At 61.9% G+C, this 14,344-nt stretch carries 16 protein-coding genes; 12 read left to right on the top strand and 4 right to left on the bottom strand.

What is annotated here, in order from left to right; genetic code table 11:
• Positions 1-53: 53 nt before the first annotated feature.
• The 3 genes from CJ028_RS04275 to CJ028_RS20590 all read left to right on the top strand — a co-directional run bounded on the left by CJ028_RS04275 (position 54) and on the right by CJ028_RS20590 (position 2,961).
• Positions 54-1,337 (top strand): LCP family protein, encoded by a 1,284-nt coding sequence (locus CJ028_RS04275; RefSeq protein WP_105034027.1) that lies wholly within the window; start codon positions 54-56, stop codon positions 1,335-1,337.
• A 320-nt stretch (positions 1,338-1,657) separates the two neighbouring features.
• The gene (locus CJ028_RS04280; RefSeq protein WP_105034028.1) at positions 1,658-2,374 is read left to right on the top strand and encodes a hypothetical protein; all 717 of its coding nucleotides are present in this window, start codon (positions 1,658-1,660) and stop codon (positions 2,372-2,374) included.
• Between the two features lie 341 nt (positions 2,375-2,715).
• The gene (locus CJ028_RS20590) at positions 2,716-2,961 is read left to right on the top strand and encodes a hypothetical protein (RefSeq protein WP_129590377.1); all 246 of its coding nucleotides are present in this window, start codon (positions 2,716-2,718) and stop codon (positions 2,959-2,961) included.
• Positions 2,962-3,302: 341 nt separating this feature from the next.
• On the opposite strand, the gene pip is transcribed toward CJ028_RS20590, so the two are convergent.
• Both pip and CJ028_RS04295 read right to left on the bottom strand, forming a co-directional pair.
• Positions 3,303-4,262 carry a prolyl aminopeptidase gene (gene pip, locus CJ028_RS04290; protein WP_105034030.1) on the bottom strand — a complete coding sequence of 320 codons (960 nt, stop codon included), beginning with the start codon at positions 4,260-4,262 and terminating at the stop codon, positions 3,303-3,305.
• A gap of 234 nt (positions 4,263-4,496) precedes the next feature.
• The gene (locus tag CJ028_RS04295) at positions 4,497-5,432 is read right to left on the bottom strand and encodes a DMT family transporter (protein WP_240607080.1); all 936 of its coding nucleotides are present in this window, start codon (positions 5,430-5,432) and stop codon (positions 4,497-4,499) included.
• 28 nt (positions 5,433-5,460) lie between these two features.
• Between CJ028_RS04295 and CJ028_RS04300 the strand changes: the two genes are divergently transcribed.
• The 3 genes from CJ028_RS04300 (at position 5,461) to CJ028_RS04310 (ending at position 8,218) form a co-directional block, all read left to right on the top strand.
• Positions 5,461-6,870: an aminotransferase-like domain-containing protein gene (locus CJ028_RS04300; protein WP_105034032.1), complete on the top strand. Its 1,410-nt coding sequence runs from the start codon at positions 5,461-5,463 to the stop codon at positions 6,868-6,870.
• Between the two features lie 233 nt (positions 6,871-7,103).
• Complete coding sequence (locus CJ028_RS04305; RefSeq protein ID WP_240607081.1) at positions 7,104-7,757, top strand: alpha/beta fold hydrolase; 654 nt, start codon at positions 7,104-7,106, stop codon at positions 7,755-7,757.
• The gene (locus CJ028_RS04310) at positions 7,754-8,218 is read left to right on the top strand and encodes a MarR family winged helix-turn-helix transcriptional regulator (protein ID WP_105034033.1); all 465 of its coding nucleotides are present in this window, start codon (positions 7,754-7,756) and stop codon (positions 8,216-8,218) included. Before CJ028_RS04305 ends, CJ028_RS04310 begins: the two co-directional genes overlap by 4 nt.
• 50 nt (positions 8,219-8,268) lie before the next feature.
• Here CJ028_RS04310 and CJ028_RS04315 read toward each other — a convergent pair whose 3' ends face one another.
• Positions 8,269-8,490: a hypothetical protein gene (locus CJ028_RS04315; RefSeq protein ID WP_105034034.1), complete on the bottom strand. Its 222-nt coding sequence runs from the start codon at positions 8,488-8,490 to the stop codon at positions 8,269-8,271.
• A 209-nt stretch (positions 8,491-8,699) separates the two neighbouring features.
• Here CJ028_RS04315 and CJ028_RS04320 point away from each other — a divergent pair, with 209 nt between their 5' ends.
• The 5 genes from CJ028_RS04320 to CJ028_RS04340 all read left to right on the top strand — a co-directional run bounded on the left by CJ028_RS04320 (position 8,700) and on the right by CJ028_RS04340 (position 12,252).
• The gene (locus tag CJ028_RS04320) at positions 8,700-9,545 is read left to right on the top strand and encodes an alpha/beta hydrolase family protein (RefSeq protein ID WP_105034035.1); all 846 of its coding nucleotides are present in this window, start codon (positions 8,700-8,702) and stop codon (positions 9,543-9,545) included.
• 239 nt (positions 9,546-9,784) lie between these two features.
• Positions 9,785-10,255 carry an SRPBCC domain-containing protein gene (locus CJ028_RS04325; protein ID WP_240607082.1) on the top strand — a complete coding sequence of 157 codons (471 nt, stop codon included), beginning with the start codon at positions 9,785-9,787 and terminating at the stop codon, positions 10,253-10,255.
• Positions 10,252-10,614: an ArsR/SmtB family transcription factor gene (locus CJ028_RS04330; protein ID WP_105034037.1), complete on the top strand. Its 363-nt coding sequence runs from the start codon at positions 10,252-10,254 to the stop codon at positions 10,612-10,614. Before CJ028_RS04325 ends, CJ028_RS04330 begins: the two co-directional genes overlap by 4 nt.
• A 364-nt stretch (positions 10,615-10,978) precedes the next feature.
• A complete protein-coding gene (locus CJ028_RS04335) occupies positions 10,979-11,587 on the top strand; it encodes an SRPBCC family protein (RefSeq protein ID WP_105034038.1) in 609 nt (202 codons plus the stop codon).
• Positions 11,584-12,252 (top strand): DUF4166 domain-containing protein, encoded by a 669-nt coding sequence (locus CJ028_RS04340; protein ID WP_105034039.1) that lies wholly within the window; start codon positions 11,584-11,586, stop codon positions 12,250-12,252. The genes CJ028_RS04335 and CJ028_RS04340 overlap by 4 nt, the downstream gene beginning before the upstream one ends.
• Before the next feature lie 154 nt (positions 12,253-12,406).
• Here the strand turns inward: CJ028_RS04340 and CJ028_RS04345 are convergent, their stop codons facing one another.
• Positions 12,407-12,817 carry an SDR family oxidoreductase gene (locus CJ028_RS04345; RefSeq protein WP_105034040.1) on the bottom strand — a complete coding sequence of 137 codons (411 nt, stop codon included), beginning with the start codon at positions 12,815-12,817 and terminating at the stop codon, positions 12,407-12,409.
• 489 nt (positions 12,818-13,306) lie between these two features.
• Between CJ028_RS04345 and ccsB the strand changes: the two genes are divergently transcribed.
• Positions 13,307-14,335 carry a c-type cytochrome biogenesis protein CcsB gene (gene ccsB / locus CJ028_RS04350; protein ID WP_205683932.1) on the top strand — a complete coding sequence of 343 codons (1,029 nt, stop codon included), beginning with the start codon at positions 13,307-13,309 and terminating at the stop codon, positions 14,333-14,335.
• The last annotated feature ends 9 nt before the right edge of the window (positions 14,336-14,344 follow it).

The raw sequence follows: 14,344 nt of genomic DNA on the forward strand, positions 1-14,344 counted from the left end.
TGAGCGACGCGCGAAGTCCGCTCCGGTACCCGAATTCGGGATCCCGAACGTTCATGACTCGGCGGGCCTGGTGGCTCGTCGTCCTGAATGTCTTCATCCCCGGCTCCGCTCAAGTGCTTGCCGGCAGCCGGGCCCTTGGCCGGTTTGGCCTGCGCGCCACCCTATGTTTCCTCGCCATTGTCGTAGTGACCGGCGCCGCATATGCGATGAATCCGGAGATGCTGCTCACTGTGGCCACTAACTCGATTGGTTTGTGGATCATCGCCGCCGTGCTGGTGTTCTATGCCGTGGTGTGGGTTGTCTTAACGTTCGACACAATCCGGCTAGTGCGTTTGGTAAAGGCCCGGCCCAAGGCGCGCCCGTTTATCGCGGGGTTCGCGACCGTTGTATTGGCGGCCATGGTCGGCATCGCCGGGTATGGTACCTCTGTGGCTACCACGGCCAGTGATTTCCTATCCTCGGTGTTCGCGGCTGGACCGTCGGAGCCGCCCGTAGACGGCCGCTACAACATCCTGCTCCTCGGCGGCGACGCTGGTGCCGATCGGACAGGCATGCGACCCGACAGCATGTCGGTCGTCAGCATTGATGCTGCGACTGGAAAGGCGGACATCATTGGCCTCCCGCGCGACCTCGAAGACGTACCGTTTACGGCAGACTCGCCATTGCATGCGGTCTACCCGGACGGCTACGGCTACGGGAATCGCTGCGCCGTGGATGTCTGCATGCTCAACTCGATCTATACCGAGGTCGCACTGAAGACCCCGGAGATGTACCCGAACGCCTTGTCCGACAACAGCGAACCAGGCATTGAAGGTATGCGCGACGCCGCCAGTGGAATCACCGGCCTCACCATCCAGTACTACGTGCTAATTGACATGCAAGGCTTCTCTGACCTGATCGACTCCCTCGGCGGCGTAGACATCTCTGTCACCGACCGTGTTCCGCTCGGCGGCGATGAGGCATTGAGCGGTGTCGCGGAGTGGTTCGAGCCGGGCATGCAGCATATGGACGGCTACCATGCCACCTGGTACGCCCGCTCCAGGCACGGAACGAGCGACTATGACCGCATGGCCCGCCAGCGCACCTTGCAGGAGGCGCTCCTCAAGCAGTTCAACCCGGCGAATGTGCTCACAAAGTTCCAGGGTGTGGCCGAGGCGGGCCAGCAGGTCGTTAAGACCGACGTACCGCGGGGAATGCTCGGCTACTTCGCCAACCTGGCAGGCAAGACCAGAGAACTGCCGGTGGGTTCCGTTGAGTTGGTTCCGGATAATGGCGTCGACCCGCAGGACCCGGACTACGATCACATCCGCAGCCTGGTCGACACCGCGCTCAGATGAATTTGCATTCTGTTGCCAACGCTCGGGCACCGCAACCCGTCGCTTCTCGTGATGCGGCGGAGGCCTCATCAGATTCCCGCCAGACAGTTTCTCGCGCGGGCCCTGTGTCCGTCCGAAACGCAGCCCACGGTTACGGCGCAGGTTGAAGAGCGTGCATCAGAGCCAAGCCCACGCAGATGCCTCGCACACGCGACCGCACCTGTCGAATTGTCCAACGAGCTGGGGCAGTGCAAAACTCAAACTTAAGCAGTGGGTCGCCAAGGCGCAGCCGACGACGTCATCTCAACGCGGAGAAGGCGCAAAAAAACAAGGGGGATTCTATGAAACGTGTGACATTCGTATTGGCCGCAGCAACCGCAACGGCTGTTGTCTTGTCCGGCTGCCAAGCACAGCAACCCGTCGCACCCGATTCATCATCGTCAGCCACTTCAACTCCCGCCCAGACGGATGAACCCACTGCGCAAGAATCTGCTCAGGCCTGGGCGGACGAGACATTCGGGACGTTCGAGGCTTTCACCGTGACCGGTAGCGGTGCTGATGAAATTGTCTTTCCCGACGACGCTAAATCTGGCTTCTACACAATCACGTGGGCACCCGGCCACTGGGCCAATGAGGACTCCTATGCGCAGGTTTATGGGGAGGATGGCATTTTCCACGAAGCCGGAACGGCGGATTACCAGGGCGATTCCGCCAGCGTGGCCTATGGCTTGGACCCCACTGTTGGCCCGGCGGGCTGGATAGGCGTTGAGGCCGGCGCGGGTGACTGGTCCATTACCGTGTCACCCATTTCGGCGCTTCCCGCACTGCCCGACACCGGCGGCTACGACGCCTATTTGTACGCGGGCGCTGAGCAACCGGAAGTTTTCTCGTCCTTAAACTCGGGGCGGGTCAGCGTGCGACAGTTCAACGGCATCGATCCGACCGACAGCATCCTCCCTCAGCAGGACTTCACGGCCGTTGGCACTCTCCTCGCTGGCCCCAGCGTCGTCAACGTCCAGCTGGAAAGCGTGAGTCCCTGGACACGATCCACGAAGTAACCAGGCGACACGACCTGATCAGCGGCCGGTTCGGTCCATAGGACCGCGAATCATGCGCAATAGAGGGTGTCCAGTAATCACGTGATCGGTGTCCCGTAGAGGGTTCAGCTTACGGTTATGAGTCGGCAGCGTGGAAGGATACTGAGAATTGTGCAGACGGCTTCTGAAAGTGGCGCCGCTGCAGCGCATCGCGCAGCTGCTCTGGAACGATGGCGATGTCACCCGGTCAACGCACCACCGGCTCCCAACCGAGAGCGGCGAGCCAGAGCATCGACATCGGGCGGCCACTGAAGTGAGCGGCGCCTGTCTCCCACCTGCCTGGTCTGTGCAATGATCTCGCTGTGTGGAACAAGGGCGGACCGAAGCGGCCGACTTTTGCGGAGATCGTCGCCGCTGTCGAGGCCACCCCTCCAAAGATCCTCGAACCGCCCGACGTGACGCCTGGTCATTACAGCGGCACCACGTTGTACGATCTCGATGGCCATCCCCTCGACGAGGCAGACGGACTTGCACTCGAACCAGAGGAAGTCCGGGCCGCGGTTCTTGCCGGGGCTCGGCTGGTTTGGGACTCCTGCGGATGCGGCTGATACTGCAACAACCTGATCTGGCCGGACCCGGTCGCATTGCGACGGGAGGCCGTGCGCTCCGCGCCCCGGTTCCGCAAGCACGACCCCGCCCGCGTAGAACGTCTTACGGGCGCAGGCGGCGATGTCCTCTTGGCTGCCGGCGGCCTGCGCTGGGGAGATCTTCCGCACTGACCCGCAGTCTCGACGGAAGGGAGGCCGCCCGCTGACGTCGGCACTTTTCGCTCCCCTTGGGATTCCCTTATCAGAACTGAACATGAAGCCACCGGTCACTGGTCCCAGGTCTCCCGGTGGAGTTGCTCCTTTTAACGCGGGCCGCGTTGATTTAGGCCGTGCCATATTGTTCAGGGCGCGTCGGCGAATCGGCGGCCGGCGGCGATCATCCGCTCGGCGGTCTCGATATTGCCCTGGTGCCCACTTGTACCAATCACGCGCAGGGTCGCATCGGGCCAGGCCTGCGCCAGCAGCCAAGGCACATCGACGGGGCCGCCGAGGTCGAGCTGGCCGTGCAGTAGGACGCCGGGTATTCCGGCGAGACGGTCGGCATTACGCAGCAGTTGGCCTTCCTCAAGCCAGGCCCCATGAGAGAAGTAGTGCGACACGATGTGGGCGAACTGTAGCCGGAACTGCGGGTCCGTGAAACGGGGGCTGGGCGCCCAGCCCGGTTCGAGCGAGACGGCGGCGTCTTCCCAATCGCACCAATGCTGCGCTGCCCGGTGTTGCACGGTGGCGTCGTCGCTGTGGTTGAGCAGGCGGTCGTATGCGGCGACGAGGTCGCCGTCGCGCTCGGCGACGGGGACTCCCGCGCGGAAGCGTTGCCATTGCTCTGGCAGGTAGCGGCCGGTCTCGTGGTACAGCCAGTGCACGTCGTTGCGCCGGGTCATGGTGACGGAGACCAGCACCAAGGCACGCACGTGCTGAGGGTAGGTCTCGGCGTAAGTGAGGGCGAGGGTGCAGCCCCAGGATCTTCCCCAGAGCACCCAGCGGGTGATTCCCAGCAGGGTGCGTAACTGCTCGATGTCGGCAAGTAAGTGTTCGGTGGTGTTGAATTCGAGGCTCACTGCGGGGTCGCTTGCGAGCGGGGTGCTCTGCCCGCAGTTGCGCTGGTCTATCTGCACGATCAGGTAGAGGGCTGGATCCCAGTTTCGACGACCGCCCGGCGTGGTTCCAGAACCGGGGCCGCCGTGAAGCATGAGTACGGGCGTGCCAGCAGGGTTGCCGCTGGTCTCCCAATAGACCCGGTGGCCGTCGCCGACGTCCATTCGTCCTGTGGCATACGGCTCAATCGGTGGAAATCGAGGCATGTCATGCTCCTTCAGCGGTCATGGCGAGAGACAGCTATCAACGCGGCGAGTGTTCAGGCGCGATCGGGTGCGTTTTCAGATTCTGGTAGCTCGCTCGGTCCCCGTCGAACCATTCGAATCTCCTTGATTCCATATTCTTCCTTGACACTTCCGTCTGGAATGAAATCATGTTTGCGGTAGAACGCCTGGGCTCGGGGATTTGGATCCGCTACCCACAGTGCTGCCGCTGCGTCGCTAGAAATAACCGCCTCCAGAAGGCATTTTCCCGCTCCCGTGCCATGCGACGCGACCCCGGTGCGTTCGTATGGCAATGCCGGCGCAGAGGATGACCGCGATGCCGCCGATGATGGTCTGCCAGGTGAGCCCTTCGTGGAGGATGGCTGCGGCCCAGAGGATGCTGAGGACGGGTTGGGTGAGTTGCACCTGGCTGACCTGGGCCATGGGCCCGATGGCGAGTCCGCGGTACCAGGCGAAGAATCCCAGGAACATGCTCACCACTCCGAGGTAAGCAAACGCCGCCCATTGGGTGAGCGTGCCGGTAGGTGGCTGGTCGACGATAGCAATTATCGTCAGGGCGCCCATGAGGGGCGCGGCCAGAACGAGGGCCCACGATACGGTTTGCCAGGATCCGATCTCGCGCGCGAGCAGGCCTCCTTCGGCGTAGCCGATGGCGGCGGCCGCGACGGCACCGAATAGGAGCAGGTCTGACCATTGCAAGCGGATGCCTCCGCCACCCTGCAAGGATGCGAAAGCCACGGCGACCAGTGCCCCGAGTGCGGCCATGATCCAGAACGGCAGTGGTGGTCGCTCTTTTCCCCGGATGACAGCCATGACGGCCGTCGCTGCAGGGAGGAGCGCAATCACCACGGCGCCGTGGCTGGCCGACGCCGTCATGAGGGCGAATGAGGTAAGGAGGGGAAACCCGACGACGACGCCGCCCGCGACGACGGCGAGGCGAAACCACTGGTTGCCGCGAGGAACGTGTTGCCGGGTAATGATCAGGGCGGCCGCGGCAAGCACGGCAGCGATGACAGCGCGGCCGGAGCCGATGAACAGCGGGGACATGCTCTCGACGGCGACGCGGGTGAAGGGAACGGTGAAAGAAAACGCGGCGACGCCGAGCAGACCCCAGGCGAGGCCGGCTCGGGACGGTGATAGCGGTGCGGGCATCCGGTTGATAGCGCTATTATGATCTGACATGGATAACGATAGCAGTTCTCGGATCGTGGCCGCACTGCGCGAGTGGATCGCTGGCCGCGGGCCGGGCGCCCGGCTGCCCACCAGCCGGATGCTCGTCGCCGAGTACGGGGCGAGCCCGGTGACGGTGCAGAAAGCCCTGCGCACTCTCGCGGCGCAGGGCTTGATCGAAACCCGGCCCGGCTCCGGCACGTTCGTTCGCGCGGTGCGTACGGCTCGTCCGCTCGACTTCAGCTGGCAGACCGCAGCTATGCGTTCCCCGAACAGTCACCTCAGCGGGCTGAGCCCTGCGCTACGTGCAGCTCCGCAGGGAAGCATCGCTCTGCATTCCGGGTATCCCGACCGAGAGCTGTTGCCGGAGCGGTTGGTCCGGTCAGCGCTGGCTCGCGCGGCCCGAAGCGAGGCGGCGCTGACGCGTTCACCCGTCGCGGGCCTTCCGGAGCTGCAGTCCTGGTTTGCCCACGAGCTTGGCTCCGCAACACCGGTCGGCGTCACTCCTCCCCTGTCCAGCGATGTCATCGTGCTGCCCGGAAGTCAAAGTGGCCTGGCCACGATCTTCCGTGCTCTGGTCACCACTGGTGCGCCGCTGCTGATGGAATCGCCCACGTACTGGGGCGCGATCCAGGCTGCGGCTCAAGCCGGGGTCGACGTTGTCCCGATTCCATCGGGACCCGAGGGGCCCGATCCCGACGAGCTCTCTCGGGCGTTCCAGGAAACTGGTTCGCGCGTCTTCTATGCACAACCCACCTATGCGAACCCGACTGGCGCACAGTGGTCAGAGACCACCACGACGCACATCCTCGACGTCGTTCGGGCGCACGGCGCCTTCTTGGTCGAGGACGATTGGGCCCATGACTTCGGCATCGATACCGATCCGCATCCTGTCGCCGGGCGCGATGACGCCGGCCATGTCGTCTATGTGCGATCCCTCACGAAGAGCGTCTCGCCGTCCCTTCGTGTGGCGGCAATTATTGCCCGCGGTCCCGCCAAGGAACGCATTCTCGCCGACCGCGGCGCCGAATCGATGTACGTCAGCGGACTCCTTCAAGCCGCAGTGCTCGACGTCGTCACCCAGCCCGGTTGGCAGACCCACCTCCGCAATCTTCGCCCGCAACTGCGGGCACGGCGAGATCTGTTATTGACGAGTCTGCGCGAGCATGCACCCGACGCCCACATAACCACGGTTCCGGCTGGTGGTCTCAACCTGTGGGCTCGCCTGCCCGACGGGACAAACCTCGAGCGGCTGGTCGCAGACTGCGAAGCCGCCGGGGTACTGATCGCTGCCGGCTCGAGTTGGTTCCCGGCCGAGGCCACCGGCCCCTTCATCAGGCTCAACTACTCCGGGCCGAACCCGGGGGCATTTCCCGACGGAGCCCGCATCATCGGCCAAGCACTTTTGTTCAACCACTGACCGTGCCCGCGGCCCGCGAGCGTTGTCACCTCGAGCGCACCGCGCATAGTTGGTGCCGCCGCGGGATATCGAGTTGTCGCCGTCCGCTATATATTGATGACATGTCATTCAAAAACACATCATCGAAGTTCGATATGCCCGTGCCGCCGACAGTTGTGTGTGTGCCGTGCTTTTCGGGTGCTCCGTGGGACCTCAAGGTCCTTCACGGTTTCGATGGTCTTCCGACTCGCACCATGCAACTTCCCGAGGATTTAAAGGATGTCGACGGTTACGCCAACTTTCTGGCCGAACAGGTTCACGACCTCGACTCCTACGTCTTGGTGGGCGATTCCTTCGGCGCCGTCATCAGCCTCGCTCTTGCCATCCGCCAGCCAAAGGGCCTCGTGGGACTCGTGCTGTCCGGAGGGTTCGCCGCGAACCCTCTTCCGAGGTGGAAAGGCGTCGCGGCCAAGCTGTCTCGGTTTGCCAACGGAGCCCTCTATCGGCACGGCACGCTCCGGTTTCACGCCTCCCAGCTCGCTTCGCATTTCGACGCCACGGCAGAAGTGCCGCACACGCACAACGACTACCGACACCTGTTTGTGCAGAACACTCCGCGATCGAGCTACACCGCTCGAGTGACGTCCGTTACACAATTTAATCTGCTCAACGACCTGGCTCTGGTACAGGTGCCAACGCTCGTGCTCACGCCGGCCGATGACCGACTGGTCGGCGTGCACGCTTCGCGCCAGCTGTTGGATGGCATCCGTCAGTCGTCAGAAATTGTGTTGCCGAGAACTGGCCACATGTTCCGTTTCACGCACCCAACCCTGTACTCCAACACGATCCGCGCTTTCATGGACAGCCTGCAGCCGGTCGACGCGTCGGCTCACAGCGTCGCGTCGTGAATCCCGCCGAAGAGCTCCGATTTCTCGTTCTCGCCGCCCAGCGCGAAGGCAACCGTATCCTGCTCGACCTCCTCCGCCCCCTTGGAGTGTCACCGTCCCAGGCCGAGGTGATTCGCGTGCTGGCCGATCACGGGCCGCTCTCCCTCGTCGACCTCGGAGTGCTGCTGGTCTGTGAGCTCGGGAGCCCCAGCCGGTTGGTGGATGGCCTGGTGGCCGCGACCCTACTCGAGCGGATGCCCGCAGTCGACGACCGGAGGCGGGTGATCCTCTCCCTAACCGATGCCGGTCGGGAGAAGGACATCAGCATTCGGGCAGTCGAAGCGACACTGCACGGCTTCATCGAGCAGTCGCTGACCACTGCGGAAATTGCGAGTGTCAACGCCACGCTGCACAAGTTCGTATCCGGACGCCCGGCCGGCATTGCCGTCGTGAAGCGTTCGGCGGCTGCCGGTCCGCGCTGATAGGCACCATGCACCGAACGAATACCGTATAGCCGTCATCGGGAGTTGCCCTACTGCAGTCGTGCGGGCTTTTCGGTCAAGTCGAACTTCGCCTTCCGCGACGATCCCTTGGCCATAGCAAGATAGGTGCCCGTGCCGAGCACAATTGCAATGCTCAGCGCATTGTGAAACGGAAAATTGCCGTTCACCCAGAGCGCCGCAAAAAGAAAAAAAGCGGCGACAGACAATGCAGAAACGACCGGGATAAGACGCGTGGTGATCTTGTTATCCATGGCCCCATCCTATTGATGAGGCTCCTGTCACGGGACCTACATCCTGCGCCCATTCCCTTTGATGGCGTTAGGGAATCGACTCAAAACCCTTTTCTTCATCGGCAGCAATTCCTGCGGTACGCCCGAAACCGGCCTCGCCTCAAAGAGCTCGTCCCGTAGAAGGTTCCCTATACGGACGGCGTCGGAAGCGGTCGCACTAAACTTCGGGCATGAACCCCGAGATTACGCAGCTTCTAGACCGCTCGCGTTCAAGCTGGTCGGTGCCGGCCGAGCCCCGTTCGCTGCAAGCGCGCATTTGGCCGACGAATGGATCAACTCCTGCTCCCGTCGTCGTGCTGTCGCACGGCACGGGTGGAGCGGGAGAGGACCTGGACTGGCTCGCGAAACCGCTCAACGACGCGGGATTCCTCGTAGCTTCGGTCGATCACCCCGGTAACAGCTACAACGACGAGTACCTCGTCGAAGGATTCACGTTCGCGTGGGAGCGAGCGCGAGACATCACCCTCCTCATCGACCACCTCGTGGACGAGCGTGACATAGATATTCGGCGCATTGGTGCGGCCGGATTCTCGTTCGGGGGCTACACCGTCACGGCGGTGCTCGGCGGCAAGATTGACGGACACATCATGGATGCGATGTTCCAGGGACATATTCCCGCTCCTGATGTGCCGGAGTTTCCCGACCTGATTAAAACGCTACGGAGCAAGTACTCCGATGCCGAGTTGACCTCGTTAGTAGAATCCGGTGCACGATCGATGACCGACACGCGTGTGCGGGCAGGGATCCTTCTGGCGCCCGCGATTGGGAGGCTCCTGATCCCCGAATCACTACAGCATATTTCTGCCCCGGTTTTGGTGCGCTGGGGGGACGCCGACGACAACACGCCGCCGGAAGACAACGCGCTCCTTTACCGGGACCTCATTCCTCACGCCCACGGAGAGAGTCTTGGCTCGGATATCGGGCATTACGTCTTCCTCGGCGACCGAGAGGATCCCACGGGTGTGCGATCACGGGTCGCAGCCGAAGCGGTCACATTCTTCACGTCCAATCTCTGAGCACGCCACCCAGCGTTTAGGCAAGCACCCACGTGTCGCCCCGTACCGTGGGGGTTCCAATACAGCAACTGCGCGACAGTCGGCGATTAGCGTCTCGGGTGCGCCGATCGCTTTACCTCTTTCGGGCGCTCGCGTGGTCGATAACGTCCGGCATTTCCGCTCAATCAGGCAACCTTCGGTTGCGGGAGTCGTCTGCACGGCGTTATAGTGACGTGCAACCAAACATTGCAGAAGGTTGGATGAAAATGGAGTACGGACGCATCGAACGCGAGTTCCGCATCGACGCCTCGCCCGAGGTGGTTTTCGCAGTCATCAGCAGCCCCGCGCACATCCGGGAATGGTGGCATGCTGAGGCAGACCTGGAGCCTGTCCCAGGTGCCATCGGTGAGCTTGTTTGGGGCGACAAGGCCAAAGGTGAGGCAGAGGTCGCTTCCATCACCGTGGTTGACGTTGAACAGCCTCGATTGTTTTCCTTCCGTTGGGTCTATCCCCACGCTGAGGTCGCGACCGCTGCGAACTCGTTGCTGGTGACCTTCGAGCTCGTGCCGTCTGGCACTGGCACCGTGGTTCGTCTGACCGAGGTGGGATTCCGCGAAATGGGTTGGGAGGCTGCCGTTCTCGAGGAGCAATACAAGGAGCACTCCGTCGGCTGGGATACGCACTTTGCCAGTCTTCGCGACTATCTCGGGCAATTGGTGGCCGCCCAATGACGGCTGTAATCGACGATGACCTGTGGTCTGCGATCGGGGACCCGACCCGGCGGCGCATGCTCGACATGCTCTTGGCGGCTGGCGATGGCACGGCAACCAGCCTCAGCGACAAATTACCCGTCACACGTCAGGCCGTCGCCAAGCACCTTGGGGTACTGCAACGTGCGGGCTTGGTCTCTGCCACGCCCATCGGACGCGAGACGCGTTACAGGTTGAACGATGCACAATTCGCTCGCGCGGTAGCGCAGCTTTCCACCGTCGGGGCGTCCTGGGACGCACGGCTACAGCGGATCACCCAGATCGCTGAAGCAATCCAGCGTGGCCAAGACGCTGATCCCAGACGACAGAACAAGACGTGAGAGAAGGCCCCATGGTCACGACAGAACTACGCAGCGCATATGAAAAACTCTTCGAAGCGGCAATACTTCCCGATCTCGGCGAAGCCCGTGACGGGGGTTGGAACGCTGATCAGATATTGGCTCATCTCCTATTTGGACGGCGTCCACCGCCTCACAGCGCACATTCATCCAGAGCAGCAGCCCTCCATGAAGGTGGCGCGAATCAAGGCCTACACGCGACCTCATCGAAGAAGGATGGTGAAATTCGCTGGAAATCCAAGCAACCGTAACGCACCCGTTACGGCAGCTGACCTTTTGTGACCGGCTATTTTTTTTTCGAGGCGCGCGATTCGGGCCTTTGTCTACGGTGAGGCAAGCTGGGTTCATGGGCGGCGAAGCGATCTATGTTGAGATTGAGATCAAAGCCGATGTTGATCGTGTGTGGCAGCTGACTCAAGACCCGGGTCAACATCCACGGTGGGATCTGCGTTTCAGTACTATCACCCCTATCGCGACGCTTCCGACCGGTGGCAGCCGCTTCATCTACCAGCGTCGGCTGCTCTTTCATACGATTGTGGGGACTGGCACGTCGCTCGGAGAGAAGCAGCGGCCCGACGGAACTCTGACGTCGGCGCTGCGTTTTACTACGGATGACCGCCTTTCGCCGCTCCGAGCAGGACGTGGCTACTGGCGGTACATTTCAACGTCACAGGGGACGACGTTCATAACGGGCTTTGACTATGAGCCGGGGTGGGGTCGGCTGATCGACCGACTGGTCATGCGACGGATTATCGAATGGATGACCGCGTGGAGCTTTGACCGCCTACGAATCTGGGTCGAGACCGGAACACCGCCAGAGCGGTGGACGATCCGGTCCGTCCTCGCGTTCTGGCGCCCGACCCGGCCGAAGGCCGCGCGATGTCGGCGGACACCCAGGCACGGCAACACCATGGCTCTGGCCCCCACATCCCTGCACACGCTGGAGGCACCGTGACATCAATTTTTCACGAGGCCCTTGGCGTTGACTTCGACCGGTTGCATCCGATGTTGCAACGACGATTCGGAGTCGGTCTTGAGGCCGGCTACGCGTGCATCGGCCGCGGCACGATGCTGCAGATCAGCCGAGGGCCATGGTGGACGATTCCATTTCTGCGCCTCGGGAAGATTCGCAATATCCTCATTCCCGATCTCGGCACAAACGCACCGTTCACGATCTGGAACTACCCCTACCTCGACCCCTACGGGCGCGAGACCGTCACCTTCGTGCGTGAGTACCAGGTCCGCGATCAGCCCAGCCGGTTCGACGCGACTATGGTCCTCAGCGGCGGCAAGGTCCTTGATTACTTGGGTACGCACCAGCATCTGGCAGTCGACCTTGACCTGTCGGTCCAGCCGGACGGGTCACTGCGGTTGCGTTCGGGTGCTCAGCGCTTTTACGAGGGTCCCGTCGCGTTCCGTTTTCCCATGCTGTTCAGCGGTCGGGCAGAACTGCACGAATCCTACGACGACGCAGCGGACGTCTACCGAATCAGACTCGACGTGCGAAACCGTGTCTTTGGATTCCTGTTCGGCTACGAAGGGGAATTCACCTGCGACTTCGTTGAAACTTCCGACGCTCCAGAGCGCCTCAAGCCCCGTCGACACGAACGGCGCGTCTAGGCGATCATCAGTCCGGCTCGCGATCGCAGAGTTTGCGTTCATTTTTCGGTTCGAGAAGCTGCGCCCGGCGCCCTGTCCATTGCGCTGACGCGGCGCCGGTGGCTGCACGTGCCAATCGTTGCCCTCATTCGCACTCGCCCCGGCGAAGGTTTGTTTAACGCGATGCGCCCTGTCGTGTCGGATATCGTTTTGGGTCAACGCGCCAGCGGATGTGGTCAGAGGTTTTCGTGGAGCCGCAGGAAAAAACATCAAATATGGTGTCTTCTACTCCGGCGATGGATAGGAACACCAGGTGGTCCACTCCTTGAGCGGCGCAATTTTCCACAACGTTCCGGGTCGCTGAGGTGAGCGCCTCATGCAGTCCCATTGCATCGTCCTGCGGGAAGGCATTGGAGACGTCGATCACCACATCGACGCCGCGCAGAGCGTCGTTCAGTCCCTCGCCGGTGATGAGATTGACGCCGGTTGAACGGGAAACCGCAAGCACGGAAATTTTCTTCTTCGCAAACAGACTCGCCGTGCGCGTGCCGGCCGTTCCGGTAGCTCCTAAAACTGCGATTTTCATATGTCCTGACCAACTTTCCTGTCTATATTTTCAACGAATTCGTTGAGGTTCTGGCCGCTGAGCGCGTCAACGCCACCGGCGAGATCCGTGATTGACACGGTCGCCAAGCTCTCTCGCCAGGCCTGCTCGGCCTGCCACTAGGACAAGCCGTGTTCGATTCACAAGTGAGCCCGGATGGTGCCGTGAGCGGCGCGGGCATGTGTTCCGGCCGGGTGACCGCAAAAGAAATTGGAGGTTGGATCCAACGTTAGCGACCACCTGCGTCGTGTGGTTCAAGCAAACCTTTCACATAGATGGTGTTGATCCTCATCCCGTGGCGCGCACGCCTTGGTCGTCACGTGGTGGCGGGTGGCGGACGTGTAGAAGTCGTTGTGGGAAAGGTTTCGACGGCGACGAATTTGATCGGGTCGTGTGTCTGATGAGTGTGTTGGTCCAGATTCTGCCGCTCGGATTCTGGCCCTGCCGATGGAGCGACGTATGGTTATAGCCATGATGACCGATCTGCTTGCGACCCTTTCGCTCGTCGCAACCTATTCCGCAATCGCCGTCTATGTGCTCGCATTTGTCGCCTTCACCGTCGACCTTTCGGCCCGATCCGCTCGTGCCCTCGCCGCCCAGGATGTGACGGTGCACGGCGACAGCCTCACTTCGTCCGAGCGCGAAGTTCCGCCGGTCTTTGCCGCCGCAAATGGGACCGTCCCCGGCACCGCCGTGCTCGAGCACATTGACATCCCCACTCTCCCGGACCGACGCGGTACGCGCTTCGGCCGCGTCGCAGTCGCCCTCACCGTCATCGCATGGATGTTGCACGTCACTAGTACAGTTCTTCGTGGTATCGCGAATGGATACGTGCCGTGGTCGAACATGTTCGAGTTCGCTCTAGTCGGCACCGGCATCATGACCGGGATGTTTCTCCTCTTGAACTTCAAGCGCGACCTTCAATTCTTAGGTACCTTCATTACCGGTATCGTCGCGATCCTGCTCGGGTTAGCGACGGTCAACTTTTATGTGGACGTCGTCCCGCTTGCGGTGCCGTTGCAATCAGCTTGGTTAGTCATTCACGTCTTTGTCGCTTCACTCGGCACCGCGTTTTTCGCCGTCGGGGCTGGCCTTTCGATCATGCAGGTGCTCCAGGCGCGGCGCGGGACGGGAAAGCGGGAACGTGCCCACTTTCTCGACACGCTCCCTACTGCTGACAAGCTCGAATCCCGTGCCTACCGGGTGATCATCATCGGCTTTATGTTCTGGACCTTTACCCTCATGGCCGGCTCAATCTGGGCCGAGCAGGCCTGGGGCCGCTACTGGGGTTGGGACACGAAGGAAGTGTGGACGTTTATCGTCTGGGTCGTGTTCGCCGGATATATCCATGCCCGAGCGACCCGGGGCTGGCGTGGTACCCGGACGGCGTGGCTTGCGATCATAGGCTTCAGCACCGTTCTGTTCAACTTCACGGTAGTAAACCTCTTCTTCAACGGACTTCATTCATACAGCGGCATTCCAGGGGTCGACGGTCCCTAGCGCAATGAG

The organism is Cryobacterium aureum, from assembly GCF_002954245.1.
GTDB lineage: Bacteria > Actinomycetota > Actinomycetes > Actinomycetales > Microbacteriaceae > Cryobacterium > Cryobacterium aureum.

Bases quoted from the DNA above. Each gene is read 5' to 3' on its own strand.
- CJ028_RS04345 (WP_105034040.1), bottom strand. From the start codon at position 12,817: ATGAAAATCGCAGTTTTAGGAGCTACCGGAACGGCCGGCACGCGCACG.
- CJ028_RS04280 (WP_105034028.1), top strand. From the start codon at position 1,658: ATGAAACGTGTGACATTCGTATTGGCCGCAGCAACCGCAACGGCTGTT.
- CJ028_RS04300 (WP_105034032.1), top strand. From the start codon at position 5,461: ATGGATAACGATAGCAGTTCTCGGATCGTGGCCGCACTGCGCGAGTGG.
- CJ028_RS04330 (WP_105034037.1), top strand. From the start codon at position 10,252: ATGACGGCTGTAATCGACGATGACCTGTGGTCTGCGATCGGGGACCCG.
- CJ028_RS04275 (WP_105034027.1), top strand. From the start codon at position 54: ATGACTCGGCGGGCCTGGTGGCTCGTCGTCCTGAATGTCTTCATCCCC.
- CJ028_RS04335 (WP_105034038.1), top strand. From the start codon at position 10,979: ATGGGCGGCGAAGCGATCTATGTTGAGATTGAGATCAAAGCCGATGTT.
- ccsB (WP_205683932.1), top strand. From the start codon at position 13,307: ATGATGACCGATCTGCTTGCGACCCTTTCGCTCGTCGCAACCTATTCC.
- CJ028_RS04295 (WP_240607080.1), bottom strand. From the start codon at position 5,432: ATGCCCGCACCGCTATCACCGTCCCGAGCCGGCCTCGCCTGGGGTCTG.
- CJ028_RS04325 (WP_240607082.1), top strand. From the start codon at position 9,785: ATGAAAATGGAGTACGGACGCATCGAACGCGAGTTCCGCATCGACGCC.
- CJ028_RS04315 (WP_105034034.1), bottom strand. From the start codon at position 8,490: ATGGATAACAAGATCACCACGCGTCTTATCCCGGTCGTTTCTGCATTG.
- CJ028_RS04320 (WP_105034035.1), top strand. From the start codon at position 8,700: ATGAACCCCGAGATTACGCAGCTTCTAGACCGCTCGCGTTCAAGCTGG.
- CJ028_RS04305 (WP_240607081.1), top strand. From the start codon at position 7,104: ATGCAACTTCCCGAGGATTTAAAGGATGTCGACGGTTACGCCAACTTT.
- pip (WP_105034030.1), bottom strand. From the start codon at position 4,262: ATGCCTCGATTTCCACCGATTGAGCCGTATGCCACAGGACGAATGGAC.